At 64.8% G+C, this 15,155-nt stretch carries 13 protein-coding genes; 9 read left to right on the forward strand and 4 right to left on the reverse strand.

Annotated elements, in window-relative coordinates:
- Positions 1-126: 126 nt before the first annotated feature.
- The 4 genes from A9513_RS13570 to A9513_RS13585 are packed head-to-tail and all read right to left on the reverse strand — an operon-like array spanning position 127 to position 7,194.
- The gene (locus A9513_RS13570) at positions 127-1,326 is read right to left on the reverse strand and encodes an RNA-binding domain-containing protein (protein ID WP_065085005.1); all 1,200 of its coding nucleotides are present in this window, start codon (positions 1,324-1,326) and stop codon (positions 127-129) included.
- Positions 1,308-3,977, reverse strand: coding sequence for a TrlF family AAA-like ATPase (locus A9513_RS13575; RefSeq protein WP_065085006.1), 2,670 nt, complete (start codon positions 3,975-3,977; stop codon positions 1,308-1,310). Before A9513_RS13575 ends, A9513_RS13570 begins: the two co-directional genes overlap by 19 nt.
- The gene (locus A9513_RS13580) at positions 3,974-6,952 is read right to left on the reverse strand and encodes a type I restriction endonuclease subunit R (RefSeq protein ID WP_065085019.1); all 2,979 of its coding nucleotides are present in this window, start codon (positions 6,950-6,952) and stop codon (positions 3,974-3,976) included. The genes A9513_RS13575 and A9513_RS13580 overlap by 4 nt, the downstream gene beginning before the upstream one ends.
- Before the next feature lie 41 nt (positions 6,953-6,993).
- Complete coding sequence (locus A9513_RS13585) at positions 6,994-7,194, reverse strand: helix-turn-helix domain-containing protein (RefSeq protein WP_004254928.1); 201 nt, start codon at positions 7,192-7,194, stop codon at positions 6,994-6,996.
- A gap of 222 nt (positions 7,195-7,416) precedes the next feature.
- Here A9513_RS13585 and A9513_RS13590 point away from each other — a divergent pair, with 222 nt between their 5' ends.
- Genes A9513_RS13590 through A9513_RS13630 form a run of 9 tightly spaced genes read left to right on the forward strand, consistent with a single transcriptional unit; the run spans position 7,417 to position 15,149 of the window.
- Positions 7,417-7,782 carry an RAQPRD family integrative conjugative element protein gene (locus tag A9513_RS13590; protein WP_065085007.1) on the forward strand — a complete coding sequence of 122 codons (366 nt, stop codon included), beginning with the start codon at positions 7,417-7,419 and terminating at the stop codon, positions 7,780-7,782.
- Positions 7,779-8,018 carry a TIGR03758 family integrating conjugative element protein gene (locus A9513_RS13595; RefSeq protein ID WP_065085008.1) on the forward strand — a complete coding sequence of 80 codons (240 nt, stop codon included), beginning with the start codon at positions 7,779-7,781 and terminating at the stop codon, positions 8,016-8,018. The genes A9513_RS13590 and A9513_RS13595 overlap by 4 nt, the downstream gene beginning before the upstream one ends.
- A 22-nt stretch (positions 8,019-8,040) precedes the next feature.
- Positions 8,041-8,409, forward strand: coding sequence for a TIGR03745 family integrating conjugative element membrane protein (locus tag A9513_RS13600; RefSeq protein WP_065085009.1), 369 nt, complete (start codon positions 8,041-8,043; stop codon positions 8,407-8,409).
- Between the two features lie 12 nt (positions 8,410-8,421).
- Positions 8,422-8,832, forward strand: a complete 411-nt coding sequence (locus A9513_RS13605; protein ID WP_023443884.1) for a TIGR03750 family conjugal transfer protein — start codon at positions 8,422-8,424, stop codon at positions 8,830-8,832.
- A complete protein-coding gene (locus A9513_RS13610) occupies positions 8,829-9,521 on the forward strand; it encodes a PFL_4703 family integrating conjugative element protein (protein ID WP_065085010.1) in 693 nt (230 codons plus the stop codon). The genes A9513_RS13605 and A9513_RS13610 overlap by 4 nt, the downstream gene beginning before the upstream one ends.
- Positions 9,518-10,432: a TIGR03749 family integrating conjugative element protein gene (locus A9513_RS13615; protein ID WP_065085011.1), complete on the forward strand. Its 915-nt coding sequence runs from the start codon at positions 9,518-9,520 to the stop codon at positions 10,430-10,432. The genes A9513_RS13610 and A9513_RS13615 overlap by 4 nt, the downstream gene beginning before the upstream one ends.
- Complete coding sequence (locus A9513_RS13620) at positions 10,422-11,855, forward strand: TIGR03752 family integrating conjugative element protein (RefSeq protein ID WP_065085012.1); 1,434 nt, start codon at positions 10,422-10,424, stop codon at positions 11,853-11,855. The genes A9513_RS13615 and A9513_RS13620 overlap by 11 nt, the downstream gene beginning before the upstream one ends.
- Entirely contained in the window at positions 11,836-12,270 is a 435-nt protein-coding gene (locus A9513_RS13625; protein ID WP_043221487.1) for a TIGR03751 family conjugal transfer lipoprotein, read from the forward strand. Before A9513_RS13620 ends, A9513_RS13625 begins: the two co-directional genes overlap by 20 nt.
- Positions 12,270-15,149 (forward strand): conjugative transfer ATPase, encoded by a 2,880-nt coding sequence (locus A9513_RS13630; RefSeq protein ID WP_065085013.1) that lies wholly within the window; start codon positions 12,270-12,272, stop codon positions 15,147-15,149. Before A9513_RS13625 ends, A9513_RS13630 begins: the two co-directional genes overlap by 1 nt.
- Positions 15,150-15,155: the final 6 nt, after the last annotated feature.

The raw sequence follows: 15,155 nt of genomic DNA on the forward strand, positions 1-15,155 counted from the left end.
GCTTGTCCCGCGAGAGCGAGTTGTTGCCTTTGAAGGAATACACTTCTGACATTGGTGATGACACCCACGCATCCCGAAACTCAGGAAACCGTAGTCTTGGTACCAGTGGGCGCTTTTCGTTCCCGCTCATTCGGCGCGCTCCGCATTCATGGCAAGCGATCCCGTCGCTGGCAGCACATCGGGCCGCGTCACGATGGCCTTGAAGAGATTGCCAGCGCGGTCGTCGACGAGTTCGATGTCAGGCCAGGCCCGCAGGGCGCGCAGCAGGCCGCTGCCCAGCCCGCGATAAGGGAGGAGCTTGGCGGCGAAGGAAGCCAGGATGGGGTTGCGCATGTTGGAGTTGCCGGCCTTGACGTTCTCGATCGTCAGATTGTTGGGTAGGTGGCCGGGGCTGATGATCTCGACCCGATCCGCAAACACCAGCACACGCACCGGGGCGCTGATGAAGTAATCGCGGTGAATGAGCGCGTTGGCGACCAGCTCTTCCCAGACGATGCGGGGCACTTCGGGCCGGCCCAGGGTGTTGATGCCCTGATCCCCTTGCAGGGCGCGAGTGTTGGCGCTGATGAAGCCCAGCGTTTGCTGGAACACATCGGCCAGCTTGCCGGTGATGTCGCGGCTGTCGATGTAGCGCTCGTCCTCAATCTCGTTGCCGACAAAGGCCACCGCCTTGACGATGAAGGCAGGCAGCGCGTAGTGCGGCGCCTTGGCGAACAACAGCGCGCCGGCGACATTGAGCTGCCCCTGGTTCAACAGGTTCATGTTGGTTAGCAACTGGGGCAGCGGCTGCTGATGCTGGGCGAGCGGCTCGCCGAATTGCTGCTCGAAGAAGGCTTCGAAATAGGACATATCCACATCGCCCGCGCCCAGGCCGGCCACGGGTGTTTCGTCGGCATGAACCAAGCCCGCCTGCTGGAACAGGCGTTGCAGTTCCTCGCGCGAGGTGGCGCGACGCTTGTCTGGGCCAGACTTCACCCAGATAGCGCCGTTTCTGTCCATGTAAGGCTTGCTGATACCCTCAGGAATCGAGACCACCATAACCGTGCCTGCTGGGTGCGGCACGTTGTCGGTAAGCGGATTCACAGCGGGGCGCACGTTCTGCGATGCCGCGTTGGCGACAAGCTGATTGAGGCGGGCCACGTCGGCACCTGATAGACCGCGCACCGAGCCATCGTCGTTCACGCCGATAAAGATGCGTCCGCCTGCGGTGTTGCTAAAGGCGACGATCTCCCCCGCCAAGGCATCGGCATTGGTGACGTCCGCCTTGAACTGATGGCGGCTGTCCTCGCCCCGACTGAGGATGTCGATCAGCTCTGTGGTTTCCATAGGTTGTAAACCTCTTTACGACGGTTGAAGGCTTCCTGGCCTCCTTCCATGATGTTGATGATGGCTTCCTGCACCGGGCGGGCGTCGATGCTGCCGCTTTGTACGGCGACCTTTTCGTCTTGGTACTGGCAGGCGTGCACCTGCTCGGCATCACCCAGCACCGGGAAATTGGCGTTGTGGGTGGCAAAGATGAATTGGGCGTGAGGTTTCATTTCACGCAGCAGCTTGATCACATCGTCGTAGATGGTCTGGTTGTCCAGATCGTCTTCTGGCTGGTCGATGATGATCACGTCGTTCTGCCGTTGGCTGAGCACATACAGCAGTAGTGCCGAAGCACGCTGCCCGAGCGAATGGTGCTTCAGCTCCTTGCCGCGATAGCGGATGACGAAGCGGTTGGGCACCTGCCAGGTGACGAACTCGGCCAGGTTCTGCATGAAGGTCTTCTCAAAGACCTCGGGGGTGCTGCCTGCCTTGGCCAAAGCTCCCGGCAGGGCACGCAACAGCCCGCCGAAATCGGCGTAGTCCTCCATGACCGCTCGCAGCGTGGTTTCGCGGATGTTGCTGCCCTTGAAAAGCTGCTGCATGAAGCTGATGGCGGCTTCCTTGTCGCCTTTGAAGTCGGCTTCGATCTGCAGGGCGGTGTGGCTGGCATTCACGCGGTCCAGTTCCGCCTTGATGGTGTTGAATTCGCGCAGCCAAAGCTCGTTGAGTTTGTCGATCTCGGCAAACAACGCATCGCGGATGCTGGTCTGCTGTGACTCCTGCTTGTCCAGCGCCTCCAACATCTGCTCCGCTTTGGTCTTGCGCTGTTGCTGGGCCAAGAAGTCGTCCGGCTGGATGGCGGTCATGCCGGTTTGCTTGAGTTCCTGGGCCAGTTGCCGCTCGACTTGTGCGAACTCCTCCTGAAGGCTCTTGCTTGCACCTTCAAACTCGCCCTGTTTGGTCTTGAGGCGAGCCGCAATGGCGCGCGCCTCTTGCTCGATCTGCTTGAGCTGATCGACCTTTGCAATGAGATTGGAAAACTCGGCGTAGTATGCAGAGAAGAATTCCGGGTTCTGCCGGGACACGTAGCTCGTCGCGTTGCGCAACTCGTCCTCGTGCTCGGCGAGCAGGCTGCCCAAAGCAAGGATGAAGTTGTCTGCCCGCTCTTTCATGCGCGTTAGCGCAGCGGCGTCCTGCTGGAAGCCCAGGCGCTTCTGCAGCTTGTCGGCGACACCGTACTCCTCGAACTTCTTCAGGCGGAAGTTGGCATCGGTGAGTTGGGTCTCAAAGTCGCGCTTGAGTTCGGCGGTGTTGCTGAGTTTGAGCCAGCGTTGGGCGGCTTCGCGCACGCGCTGGCGTTGGTTCTCGATGTCATCGCGCAGCACGCGAAGCTTCTCGCCGACCAGCTTTTCCACCAGATCGGTCTCAAAACCTTCGCCGGTGCTGGAGAGGTCTTTTTGCCCGAAGTAGATCGGGCGGCGCAGTACGGTTTCCCGGATCGATACCCCGGGCTGCAACTTGTCGTCCAGATAGACGTTGGGTGCTTCGCGGAAGATGCGGGAGATGGTGAATTCTTGCCCGTAAACATCGCAGGCCGTCAGCGTCACTTTGCCGCCGCTGCCCAGTGTGTGACGGATCAACTCATCCTTGTACTTGGTGTCCTGCGCTTTCTCGCCCCGTGGAATGTCGAGGGCGTAGCGCACTGCCTCAAGGATGGATGACTTGCCGCTGCCCCGGATGCCGATGAGCGTGTTGAGTTCGGAAGAGAAGTGCAGCGTTTGCCCGTCGAGAATGCCCCCGTCGAAGTGGATGCTGCGGATGTGCGACGCCTGATGTTTAGGCGGTTCCGTGGCCACCCGCGCAGCGGGATCGCTCAAGGAAAACTTGACCGCCTCAAAGGACAGCTCGCCCAGCTTCAGGTAGCTGGCTTTGCCCCGACCGATTTCATCGACACACTTGGGGTCGCTGCCTTCCAGTTCGGCGGGGTACCAGCTCTGCAGCCAGCTTTGAATCTTGGTGCGGCAGGGTTTGTCTTTGCCTGCGCCGTCGTGCGTGCGTACCTTCTGAAAAGCCAGCGTTCTGCGCCGGAAGAACTCGTTTTGCCCCAACTCAGTGAGTCGGCCGCCATCCAGCTCCGCCCACAAGCCACTCGGGGCTTCGACATGGGCGAAGACGAGGAAGAAGTCCCGGTGATAGCCTTCCAGCTTCTTGATCGTCTCCAGAAGCGACCAAGTGGTGCGCCCGTTCTCCTGCTCGTACTGAGCGGGCGTTTTGCCTTCGAATGCGCTGGTCAGGAAGGGGTTGATGTAGTTGTGTTCATCAATCCATTCGTCGGAGAACACAACAAGCGTGTGGATGCCATTGGCCCCGTCGTTGACGGACAGCTCAACGCCCGGCAGCAGCGCAATGCCTTTCTTTTGGGCCGTCTTGCGTAGTGCTTTGAACTCTTCAAAGTCGAACTTGTTGTGATTGGTGATTACGCCTAGTCGGATTTGCGCTTTCTCCAGCGCTGCCACGTAGTTGCTGTTGTAATAGTTGTCGTCGCCTGCGTAATTGAATTCGCGGTCTGCGCGGGTGTGCAGATGAAAGTCGGCGCGAACCCATTGCGCCCCTTCTGCGAAGCCGGTGGCGCGTGCCCCTGATTGCTTGGGCTGCAGGTTATCCATCATCGTCCCTCCTCATACGCCGACAGCCCAGTAATCTCGCGCCCCTGCGCCAGTTTGTGCAGCAGCGGCGTCAGGTCTTCCACCAGCGCCAGTTCCTTCTGGGTGCGCGCCTTCCAGCCCAGGCCCAAGGGGGCCATCAGCTCGCTCAGGGCTTCGCCGTCGAAGATACGGCGGCGTAGCACTTCATCGACAAAGGCTTGCAGCGCGGAAGCCTCCAGGCCATGCCGCGCCGCGATGCCGGCAAGTTCGCGCGTCTTCTTCTCGGCCTTGAAGCGCTCGTAACCGTCGCGGATTTGCTTTTCATCCAGCGCCTCGCCCACAGGTAGGCCGCGGATGTATTCGGCAATGTCCTCGCGCTCGTCGATGAACTTGGCGTCTGACTGGATCAGGCCGATGAGCTGTTCTCGGTTGAGGGTCACCTTCCCGGGCTTCTGCTGCGTCATGCGGGCGATCAGGCCCATGATGTAGTCGTAGTCGATCACCGCCGAGGCAAAGAGCACGAACTCGAAGTCGAGCTGCTGCACCTCGGGTGGAGCCTGATCGCCTTGCTTGTCCTGCTGTTCCTTCAGCCGCTTGGCCGTTTCCAGGTATACGCCCTTGAAACCCTGCAAAGCGTCGGGCGGCGCGATCTGGCTGATCTGTGTTTTTTGATCCTCGTTCAGGTCGGTGTACTGGTCGAGCTGGGTCGTGAGGCGCTGCACTTCCTTGAACAGGTTGACGAATTGGCTGCGCGCAGCGTCGCCCTTGAGATTGGCTACCTCTTCTGGCACGTTGGCCAGGCCCTGCGATTGCATGAAGTCGGCCAGCCTCTGGGTAGCCGTCTGCAGGTTGTCGATGACCTTGGGTGCAGGGTCAACAAGCCAGATTTCGCGAGGGTTGTCGATCTTCTCGCCGGAAAAGAGCGCAATGGCTTCTTCCACCGGCTTCTGCTGCTGCCGGAAGTCAAGGATGTTGCCGTAGGGCTTGCTGTCGTTCAGCACGCGATTGGTGCGCGAGAAGGCCTGAATCAAGCCGTGGTGCTTGAGGTTCTTGTCCACGTACAGGGCGTTCAGGTACTTGGAGTCGAAACCGGTGAGCAGCATGTCCACCACGATGGTGATGTCGATCTTCTGGGCGTGGGGCAGATCGGCATTGGGGTACTGCTGATCCTTGATGCGCTTCTGCACGTCCTGGTAGTACAGGTCGAACTCGCCGATGCGGTGGTTGGTGCCAAAGCGGATGTTGTAGTCGGCGATGATGCGGGTGAGCGCGGCTTTCTTGCCTTCCGGGTCCTCTTGGTTGTCTTCCTTTTCCTGCGGCAGGTCTTCCTGAATCTGCTGCACATCCTTGTTGCCCTCGGCGGGCGGCGAGAAAACGCACGCGACGTTCAGCGGCTGGAAGGCGTCGTCTTCTCCCTGCTTCTTCGCCTGGAGGGTCTGGAAGGCTTCGAAGTATTCGATGGCGTCGTTAATGCTGGCGGTGGCCAGCACAGCGTTGAACTTGCGCCCGTTGGTGGCAGCATCGTGTTTGGCGAGGATGGTCTCGATGACCTTGGCTTTGGCCAAGCCTTCGCCGGGCTTGGGCGGGTTCTTGCCTTCGGGCTTGAAGTAGTCCACGTGGAAGCGCAAGACGTTGCGGTCTTCGATGGCGTGGGTGATGGTGTACTGGTGCAGGCAGCGCTGGAACAGGTCGTCTGTGGTGCGGTAGCTGGCCTGCTGGCCTTCGATCTGCTGATAGCTGGCGTTCTGTTCGAAGATCGGCGTGCCGGTGAAGCCGAACAGCTGGGCGTTGGGGAAGAATTCCTTAATGGCTTTGTGGTTCTCGCCGAATTGCGAGCGGTGGCATTCGTCGAAGATGAACACCATGCGCTGGTTGCGCAGGGGTTCCAAGCGCTCCTTGTAGTTGCGCTTGTTGGTGCCGTCGAGCGCCAGACCCAGCTTCTGGATGGTGGTGACGATGACCTTATCCGCGTAGTCGTCAGCCAGCAGGCGGCGCACCAGCGTTTCGGTGTTGGTGTTCTCTTCGACGCAGCCTTCCTGGAAGCGGTTGAATTCCTCGCGCGTCTGGCGGTCGAGATCCTTGCGGTCCACCACGAACAGGCATTTGTCGATGTCCGGGTTGTCCTTGAGCAGGGTAGAGGCCTTGAACGAGGTAAGGGTCTTGCCGCTGCCGGTGGTGTGCCAGATATAGCCGTTGCCGCAATTCTGATGAATGCAATCGACGATGGCCTTGACGGCATAGATTTGGTAGGGCCGCATCATCAACAGCTTCTGCTCGCTGGCCACCAGCACCATGTAGCGGCTGATCATCTGGCCAAGGGTGCACTTGGCCAGGAACTTCTCGGCGAAGCTGTCCAGTTGCGTGATCTTCTTGTTGTCCTCGCTGGCGAACTGGTAGACGGGCAAGAAGCGCTCGTCGGCGTTGAAGCTGAAGTGGCGCGCGTTGTTGTTGGCGAAGTACCAGGTGTCGCTGCGGTTGCTGACGATGAAGAGCTGGACGAAGCACAGCAGCGTCTTGCCATAGCCGTTGCCGGGATCGTTCTTGTAATCGACGATCTGCTGCATGGCCCGGCGCGGGCTGACGGCCAGGGTCTTCAGCTCGATCTGCGCCACCGGCACACCGTTGATCAGCAACATCACGTCGTACCGGTGATGGCTGTAGTCGGTGTTGATGCGCAGCTGGTTGACCACCTCGAAGTCGTTCTTGCACCAATCGCGGATGTTGACGAGTGTGTAGTTCAGCGGCGTGCCGTCGTCGCGCTCGAAGCTGTTGATGTTGCGCAGCGTCTGGGCGGCGTTGTAGACATCAGGCGTGATGACGCTGTCGAGCAGGCGCTGGAATTCGCTGTCGGTCAGGCGCACCCGGTTAAGCGCCTCGAACTTTTCGCGGAAGTTCGCCTCCAGCGCGGCGCGGTCGCGGATCTCGGGGCGGTAGGTGTATTTGAGATCTTCCAGTGTGGCAATCAGATCTCGTTCAATTTGGTTTTCTGTTGTCGTCATGAACCGGACCCCTTCCTTCGCAGTGCTGTTTTGACCCATGTTCACACTGCCTCCGACTTCTTCCTGTTTATGCTCTCGGCGATCCAGCGATCCAGTTCGGAGCGGCGAAAGCGCCACGTGCCCCCGAGCTTGAACGCCGGAATTTCTCCCTTCTGGGCCAAGCGATAGACCGTCCGTTTTCCGGCTTTGAGGTATGCGGCGACTTCGTCGAGCGTCAGGATTTCGTCTTCTGGATCAGTCATCGTCTTGCCTTTGCCATTTGCCGACGCTGGATTTCGTTAGCCAAGATTGGCCAATTCTACCAAGCACGGTAGGCGCTCGCCAGCTCCGCATTCCGGGAGCTCTGCGCAGTCGATGGCCGTCTCGACTCAGGAATCCGGTCATGCCGTAGTTCCCATTCCCTGCGGCGCAAAGCGAGAGCGCGCCACAGCATCTGGCCATCCGCTTCAACGGGGAATGGCACGATGGGACAGACCAACCGCCGCACATCCGCATGGCCTGCGCTTGCCGTGGTGTTGGCTGTGTCGTTCTCTGCGCTGCAGCCTGCCGTCGCTGCCGACAGCCTCGCCTCGGAGCGTGAGCAGCTCGCCGCGCTCACCCGCCAACTCGACCTGATCGACCGCCTCGCCGAGCACGCCGCCAGTACCGCTCCGCAGGAACGTGCCCGCCACCACTTCGACTACGCCCGGCTGCGCGCCGACCTGAAGCGCGTTCGCGCCGGCCTGCAGGACTACCTCCTGCCCCAGCGCGCCCAGCCGCGCGATCCCGTCCCGCTGGCCGGCGATTACGTCCGCCGCGACCGCGCCGACGACGAGGAGCCATCGCCATGACGCCCACTGCCGATCAGGTCGCCGCCTTCCAGGCCAACGGCGGCTTTGCGCCTTCGGCCGTTGCTGCCGTGGTGCTGGGCTTCGTGTTCGCCGTGTTGCTGCTGTGGGGCGTGTGGGCCATGCGCACCGCCTACGTCGGCTGGGCCGAGCACCGCATCACCGAACGTCAGTTCCTCGGCGTCGTCGTGCGCTTCGTGGCGATGTACCTGGTGCTGACCTTCTTCCTCCTCTCCTGACCGTCACGAAAGGCCATACGCCATGAACACGCCAACGACATCCCATCGCATTCCCTCCCGCATCGCCGCAGCGCTGCTGCCGCTGGCGCTCGCGGGCCTGCCGCTGTCGGCCTTCGCGCAGGGCCTGCCGACCATGGAAGACCCATCGCGCGGCCAGGGCAGCGGCATCCTGCAGACCTTGCAGAACTACGGCTACGACATCGTGCTGCTGATCGCGCTGCTCGTGGTCGCCTCGATGTTCGTCGGTGTCTGCTATCACGCCTACACGCGCTACTCGGAGATCCACACCGGCCGCGCCACCTGGGGCCAGTTCGGCCTGACGGTCGCCGTGGGCGCGATCCTGCTGGTGGTCGGCATCTGGCTGCTCACCAAGGCCACCGGCGTGCTCTGAGGGCGGCAAGCGATGGCCGTCCCCTCGGAGACCCCGCGCGACACGCTGGTGACGTTCCTGCCGCACCGGCTGAACCGCCAGCCGGTGGTCGTGCGCGGGCTGACCGCCGACGAGTTGTGGATCTGCGCCGGCCTGTCGGCCGCAGCCGGGTTCGCGCTCGGCCTGCCGCTGGCCTGGCTCACGCACAGCATCGCCATGGTGCCCACGCTGATCGTCGCCGGCATCGCGTTGGGCGTCTTCGTCGGCGGTGGCTTCCTGCGTGCGCAGAAGCGCGGCCGGCCCGACACCTGGCTGTACCGGCAGCTCCAGTGGCGGCTGGCATTGCGGCACCCGGCGCTGGCAGCGCTCCTGGGCGGGCAGCGCCTCATCACCCGCTCGGGCTACTGGACGACCCGGCGCAACGCCGATCGAGGTGCGCCATGAGCCGTTTCAAGAACGAGGTTGCGCACCTGCAGGCGCACGTGAAGACGTTGCGTCTGGGGGCCGGCGCGTTGTTCGTGGTGGCGCTGCTGCTCGGTTTCGGTTGGTGGAGTGCGCCGAAGAGTCTGACCATCCATGTGCCGCCGGACCTGCGCTCGGGCAGCACGCGCAAGTGGTGGGACGTGCCGCCCGAGAGCGTGTATGCCTTCTCCTTCTACATCTGGCAGCAGGTACAGCGCTGGCCCACGAACGGCGAAGAAGACTACCCGCGCAACCTGCGCGCGCTGTCGGCCTACCTGACGCCGAGCTGCCGGGCCTTTCTGCAACAGGACTACGAGTACCGGCGCGCCAGTGGCGAGCTGCGTCAGCGCGTGCGCGGCATCTACGAGATTCCCGGCCGCGGCTACGGCGACGATCCGGCCACGCGCGTCAAGGTGGTTTCCGACCGCGATTGGATCGTCACGCTCGACGTGAGCGCGGATGAATACTACGGCTCCGAGCAGGTCAAGCGCGCCCTGGTGCGCTACCCCATCAAGGTCGTCCGGCTAGACATCGACCCCGAGCGCAACCCCTTTGGCCTGGCGCTCGACTGCTACGCCAGCGCACCCCAGCGCATCGAACCGCCGCCGACGCCGACCCAGGCCGGCGCGCCCGCCAACGCCTCCGGCCACCTGCAGGGAGACTCTCCATGAAGTCCGTTGCCTTGTCGGCCCTGGCCGGCGTCCTGCTGATCCTCGGTTTCGTGCCGGCCAGCCAAGCCGTGGAAATCCTGCGCTGGGAGCGGCTGCCCCTGCCGGTGCCGCTGGTGGTCGGCCAGGAGCGCGTGGTCTTCATCGACCGCAATGTGCGCGTCGGCGTGCCGGCCAGCGTTGGCGATCACCTGCGCGTGCAGAGTGCGGGCGGCGCGATCTACCTGCGGGCGAGCGAGCCGATTCCGCCCACGCGGCTGCAACTGCAGGACGTGGAATCCGGCGCGCTGATCCTGCTCGACATCGCCGCCGAGCCGGCGAAGGACGGCCAGGCGCCGCTGGAGCCGGTGCGCATCGTGGATGCGGAAGCCCCCGCCAAGCGCTACGGCGGCGGTGCAGCAAGCGGCGCGGACGAGCAGGCCGATGCGCCCGCGGGCAAATCCGTTCCCCGGCGCGAAACGCCGGTACCGGTCGTGCTGACGCGCCATGCCGCACAGAACCTGTACGCGCCGCTGCGCACCGTCGAGCCGGTCGCCGGCATCGGGCGCGTAAACCTGCGCCGCGGCCTCGCGCTGGACACCTTGCTGCCGACGTTGCCGGTGCACGCGCGGGCATTGGCCGCGTGGCGCCTGGAAGACCAGTGGGTGACGGCCGTGCGACTCACCAACACCGCCGCGCGTTGGCTCGACCTCGACCCGCGCGCCCTGCAGGGGAACTTCGTGGCGGCGACCTTCCAGCATCCGAACCTGGGGCCGGCCGGCACCCCGTCCGACACCACGGTGCTCTATTTGGTCACGCGCGGCCACGGCCTGGCCGAGTCGCTGCTGCCGGCGCTGAGCCCGATCGACGCCAGCGTGAACCTGCCGCCGGCCGCCGCGGCCGGCTCGACCGGAGGAGCGCGCGATGAAAAGTAATCCGTTGCTCAAGTGGCTGCTGATCCCGATGGCGCTGCTGCTGGTGTTCGTCGGCATCAAGCTGTTCTCCGGCGCGCCCGGCGGCCAGCCCGCTCCCAAGGGCGCGGCCAGTACGCTCACGCCCGAGGAGATGAAAGCCCTGGGCATCGCTGGCGACACGCCGCGCGATACCGTCGCCACGCTGGTGGCCCAGGTGAAGCAGTTGCGCACCGAGCTGCAGAGCGCGCTGGGCGACAACAAGCAGCACAAGGCCGAGAACGAGCGCCTGCGCGCGCGGGAAAGCGCGATCGACCAACGCATCCAGCGCGCGCTGGAAGGCGAGCGCAGCCGCCTGGAGCAGGAGCGCGCCCAAGTGGCCAGCGACAGGCAGCAGACCGAGGGGCTGATGCAGGATCTGCAGCGGCAACTGGACGGCCTTGCGGGCAAGGGCGGCCCGTCCGACCTGCCCGTCGGGCTGGGGCTGGAGGAGGGTGACGGCCAGCGCTTCGACCGCGGCACCAGTAACACGCAGTGGGTCGAGCCCGACGATGCCAAAGTGGACGCCACGAGCGGGAGCAAAGCGCCGGGCTTTCCATCGAGCTTCGGGCCGGCCCAGAAAAGCCTGTCGGCCACGGTGGAATCCGTCGCCGACGTTGGCAGCCGCGCGGTGGGCGCATCCACGAGGGCCGTGTACACCGTGCCGTCGAACTCCACGCTCATGGGGTCGATTGCCATGACGGCGCTGATCGGGCGCGTACCGATCGATGGAACCGTCAACGACCCGTACCCGTTCAAGGTGCTGATCGGCCCGGACAACCTCACGGCCAACGGCATCGACATCCCCGACGTCGCCGGCGCCGTGGTCAGCGGCACGGCCTCGGGCGACTGGACCCTCTCGTGCGTGCGCGGGCAAATCCGCTCGGTCACGTTCGTGTTCCAGGACGGCACCATCCGCACGGTGCCGGAGGACAGCAGCAAGGGCAGTAGCAGCGGCGGCAACTCGGGGCACAACGGCGCCAGCATCCAAGGCGGCCTGGGCTGGATCAGCGACCCCTACGGCATTCCCTGCGTCAGCGGCGAGCGGCGCAGCAACGCCCAGCAGTACCTGGGCAGCCAGGCACTCATCACCGCGGCCGGCGCCGGCGCGGCCTCGCTCATCAAGTCCGACAACGGCAGCGTGGCCGTGGTCGCCAACAGCAACGGCTCGCTGGGCACCGTCGGCATCAGCGGCAACGAAGCGATGGGCCGCATCCTCGCGGGCGGCGTGCGCGACATGGCCGATTGGGTCAACAAGCTCTACGGCCAGGCCTTCGCGGCGGTCTACGTGCAGCCTGGCGCCAGGGTGGCCGTGCATCTGGAGCAGCCGCTCGACATCGACTACGACGCCAAGGGGCGTCGGGTCCACCACCGCACCGGAGAAGCCCATGCCTCGGATCTGGATTGACGCGGCCGCCGTGCTGCTGGCGGCCACCCTGCTCGGCGGCTGCGCTACCAGCAAGGAGAAGCTGCTGCCGCACGGCGACAGCACCATGCTCGACATCTGGCATCAGGAGACCGGCGGCAGCGCGGGCGGCGGCCAAGCCGCCCGGCAACTGCTCGATGCGCGCCAGGGCCTGCGCCGGCCGCTGACCGAGGCCGCTGTGCAGGCAACGCCCGGCATGCAGGCGCGCTACACCCGTACCGCGCAGAACGAGATTTACCGCCAGTTCCACCGCCTGCCGAACCCCGACCTGGTGATGTACGTATTCCCGCACCTGGCGGGCACCGACCCGGTGCCGGTGCCCGGCTACAGCACGGTGTTCCCGCTCTACCAGCGCGTGCAGTACGCGATGCCGGGCGAGCGCGTGGAGGACTACTGATGGCCTGGTGGTCACGCAAGCCCGGCGCATCGCCTGCTGACGCCGCGGATGCGACCGATGATGCCTGGGCACGGCACGTAACGGCCTTGGCGGCACAGGGTGTCGCCGAGCCGGGCAGCGCGCTCGGCCGGGGCCGGCGCAGACCGGCCACCCAGGCCGACCACGATGCGCTCTATGGCGTCGCGCCGTCGTTCGCGGACTTGCTGCCCTGGGTCGAGTACCTGCCCGGCAGCAAGTGCATGTTGCTGGAAGACGGCCAGTCGGTGGCGGCCTTCTTCGAACTGGCGCCGGTCGGCACCGAGGGCCGCGAGATGGCCTGGCTATGGCAGGCGCGCGATGCGCTGGAGAACGCCCTGCAGGACTCCTTCGACGAGTTGGACGACAACCCTTGGGTGGTGCAGCTCTACGCCCAGGACGAGGCCGACTGGGACAACTATCTGCGCTCCCTGGCGAACTACCTGCAGCCGCGTGCGCAGGGCAGCGCGTTCAGCGACTTCTACCTGCGCTTCTTCGCCCATCACCTGCGGGCCATCGCCAAGCCGGGTGGCCTGTTCGAGGACACCACGGTGACGCGCCTGCCGTGGCGCGGCCAGGTCCGGCGCGTGCGCATGGTGGTCTACCGCCGCACGTCCGCCGCCCCGGCCTCGCGGCGCGGCCAGTCGCCCGAGCAGGCGCTGACCACGATCTGCGACCGCCTCGTCGGCGGGCTGGCGAATGCCGGCGTGAAGGCCCGGCGTCTCGGCGCGGCGGACATCCACGCCTGGCTGCTGCGCTGGTTCAACCCGAACCCGACCTTGCTCGGCGCCACTGCCGAAGACCGGGAACGCTTCTACGCGCTGACCCGCTACCCGGAAGAGCGGGAGGAGGGCGAGATCGAACTCGCCAGCGGCACCGACTTCGCGCAGCGCCTGTTCTTCGGCCAGCCACGCTCGGACGTGCCGAACGGCCTGTGGTTCTTCGACGGCATGCCGCATCGGGTGATCGTGATGGATCGCCTGCGCACGCCACCCGTGACGGGCCATCTGACGGGCGAGACGCGCAAGGGCGGCGACGCCATGAACGCGCTGTTCGACCAGATGCCCGAGGACACGGTGATGTGCCTGACGCTGGTCGCCACGCCCCAGGACGTGCTGGAGGCACACCTCAACCACCTCGCCAGGAAGGCCGTCGGCGAGACCCTGGCCTCGGAGCAGACCCGGCAGGACGTGCAGCAGGCGCGCGGCCTGATCGGCAGTGCGCACAAGCTCTACCGCGGCGCGCTGGCGTTCTACCTGCGCGGCCGCGACCTGGCCCAGCTCGATGCGCGCGGCCTGCAGCTCGTCAACGTGATGCTCAACGCCGGCCTGCAGCCGGTGCGCGAGGAAGACGAGGTGGCGCCGCTGAACAGCTATCTGCGCTGGCTGCCGTGCGTGTTCGATCCGGCTGCCGACAAGCGCCAGTGGTACACCCAGCTCATGTTCGCGCAACATGCGGCGAACCTGGCGCCGGTCTGGGGCCGCAGCCAGGGCACGGGGCATCCGGGCATCACGTTCTTCAACCGCGGCGGCGGGCCGATCACCTTCGATCCGTTGAACCGCCTCGACCGGCAGATGAACGCGCATCTGTTCCTGTTCGGCCCCACGGGTTCGGGCAAGAGCGCGACGCTCAACAACATCCTGAATCAGGTGACGGCGATCTATCGGCCGCGCCTGTTCATCGTCGAGGCGGGCAACAGCTTCGGCCTGTTCGGCGACTTCGCCGCACGGCTGGGTCTCACCGTGCATCGGGTGAAGCTCGCGCCCGGCGCGGGCGTCAGTCTGGCTCCGTTCGCCGACGCCTGGCGCCTGGTCGATACGCCGAGCCAGGTACAGACGCTGGACGCTGATGCGCTCGACGAAGACCAGACCGATGCCGGCATGGCCGTGGCAGGCGATGAGCAGCGTGACGTGCTCGGCGAACTGGAGATCACTGCACGGCTGATGATCACCGGCGGCGAGGACAAGGAAGAAGCGCGCATGACGCGCGCCGACCGCAGCCTGATCCGCCAGTGCATCCTCGATGCGGCCCAGCGCTGCGTAGCGGAGAAGCGCACGGTACTGACCCGCGACGTGCGCGAGGCGCTGCGCGAGCGCGCCCGCGACGCCACGCTGCCTGAGATGCGGCGCGCACGGCTGCTGGAGATGGCCGACGCCATGGACATGTTCTGCCAAGGCGTGGACGGCGAGATGTTCGACCGGTCCGGCACGCCGTGGCCCGAGGCGGACATCACCATCGTGGATCTCGCCACCTTCGCGCGCGAGGGCTACAACGCCCAACTCTCGATTGCCTACATCTCGCTCATCAACACCGTCAACAACATCGCCGAGCGCGACCAGTTCCTGGGCCGCCCGATCATCAACGTGACGGACGAAGGCCACATCATCACGAAGAACCCGCTGCTCGCGCCCTACGTGGTCAAGATCACCAAGATGTGGCGCAAGCTCGGCGCCTGGTTCTGGCTCGCCACGCAGAACCTGGACGACCTGCCGAAAGCGGCCGAGCCCATGCTCAACATGATCGAGTGGTGGATCTGCCTGTCGATGCCGCCCGATGAAGTCGAGAAGATCGCGCGCTTCCGCGAACTCAACGCTTCGCAGAAGGCGCTGATGCTCTCGGCCCGCAAGGAGGCCGGCAAGTTCAGCGAGGGCGTCATCCTGTCCAAGTCGATGGAAGTGCTGTTCCGCGCCGTGCCGCCCAGCCTCTACCTGGCGATGGCGATGACCGAGCCCGAAGAGAAGGCCGAACGCTTCCAGTTGATGCAGCAGCACGGCATCAGCGAGCTGGACGCCGCCTTCCGCGTGGCCGAGAAGATCGACCGTGCGCGGGGCATCGAACCGCTGGCGCTGGATACGTTGGCCTGACGGGAG

It is taken from the genome of Pseudomonas sp. AU12215, assembly GCF_001675465.2.
In the GTDB taxonomy this organism is placed as follows: domain Bacteria; phylum Pseudomonadota; class Gammaproteobacteria; order Pseudomonadales; family Pseudomonadaceae; genus Pseudomonas; species Pseudomonas nitroreducens.

What these genes read in the sequence shown, in the direction of transcription:
- A9513_RS13620 (WP_065085012.1), top strand. Translation starts at nt 10,422, where the DNA reads ATGAAAAGTAATCCGTTGCTCAAGTGGCTGCTGATCCCGATGGCGCTG.
- A9513_RS13580 (WP_065085019.1), bottom strand. Translation starts at nt 6,952, where the DNA reads ATGACGACAACAGAAAACCAAATTGAACGAGATCTGATTGCCACACTG.
- A9513_RS13575 (WP_065085006.1), bottom strand. Translation starts at nt 3,977, where the DNA reads ATGATGGATAACCTGCAGCCCAAGCAATCAGGGGCACGCGCCACCGGC.
- A9513_RS13630 (WP_065085013.1), top strand. Translation starts at nt 12,270, where the DNA reads ATGGCCTGGTGGTCACGCAAGCCCGGCGCATCGCCTGCTGACGCCGCG.
- A9513_RS13605 (WP_023443884.1), top strand. Translation starts at nt 8,422, where the DNA reads ATGGCCGTCCCCTCGGAGACCCCGCGCGACACGCTGGTGACGTTCCTG.
- A9513_RS13595 (WP_065085008.1), top strand. Translation starts at nt 7,779, where the DNA reads ATGACGCCCACTGCCGATCAGGTCGCCGCCTTCCAGGCCAACGGCGGC.
- A9513_RS13585 (WP_004254928.1), bottom strand. Translation starts at nt 7,194, where the DNA reads ATGACTGATCCAGAAGACGAAATCCTGACGCTCGACGAAGTCGCCGCA.
- A9513_RS13615 (WP_065085011.1), top strand. Translation starts at nt 9,518, where the DNA reads ATGAAGTCCGTTGCCTTGTCGGCCCTGGCCGGCGTCCTGCTGATCCTC.
- A9513_RS13590 (WP_065085007.1), top strand. Translation starts at nt 7,417, where the DNA reads ATGGGACAGACCAACCGCCGCACATCCGCATGGCCTGCGCTTGCCGTG.
- A9513_RS13625 (WP_043221487.1), top strand. Translation starts at nt 11,836, where the DNA reads ATGCCTCGGATCTGGATTGACGCGGCCGCCGTGCTGCTGGCGGCCACC.
- A9513_RS13600 (WP_065085009.1), top strand. Translation starts at nt 8,041, where the DNA reads ATGAACACGCCAACGACATCCCATCGCATTCCCTCCCGCATCGCCGCA.
- A9513_RS13610 (WP_065085010.1), top strand. Translation starts at nt 8,829, where the DNA reads ATGAGCCGTTTCAAGAACGAGGTTGCGCACCTGCAGGCGCACGTGAAG.
- A9513_RS13570 (WP_065085005.1), bottom strand. Translation starts at nt 1,326, where the DNA reads ATGGAAACCACAGAGCTGATCGACATCCTCAGTCGGGGCGAGGACAGC.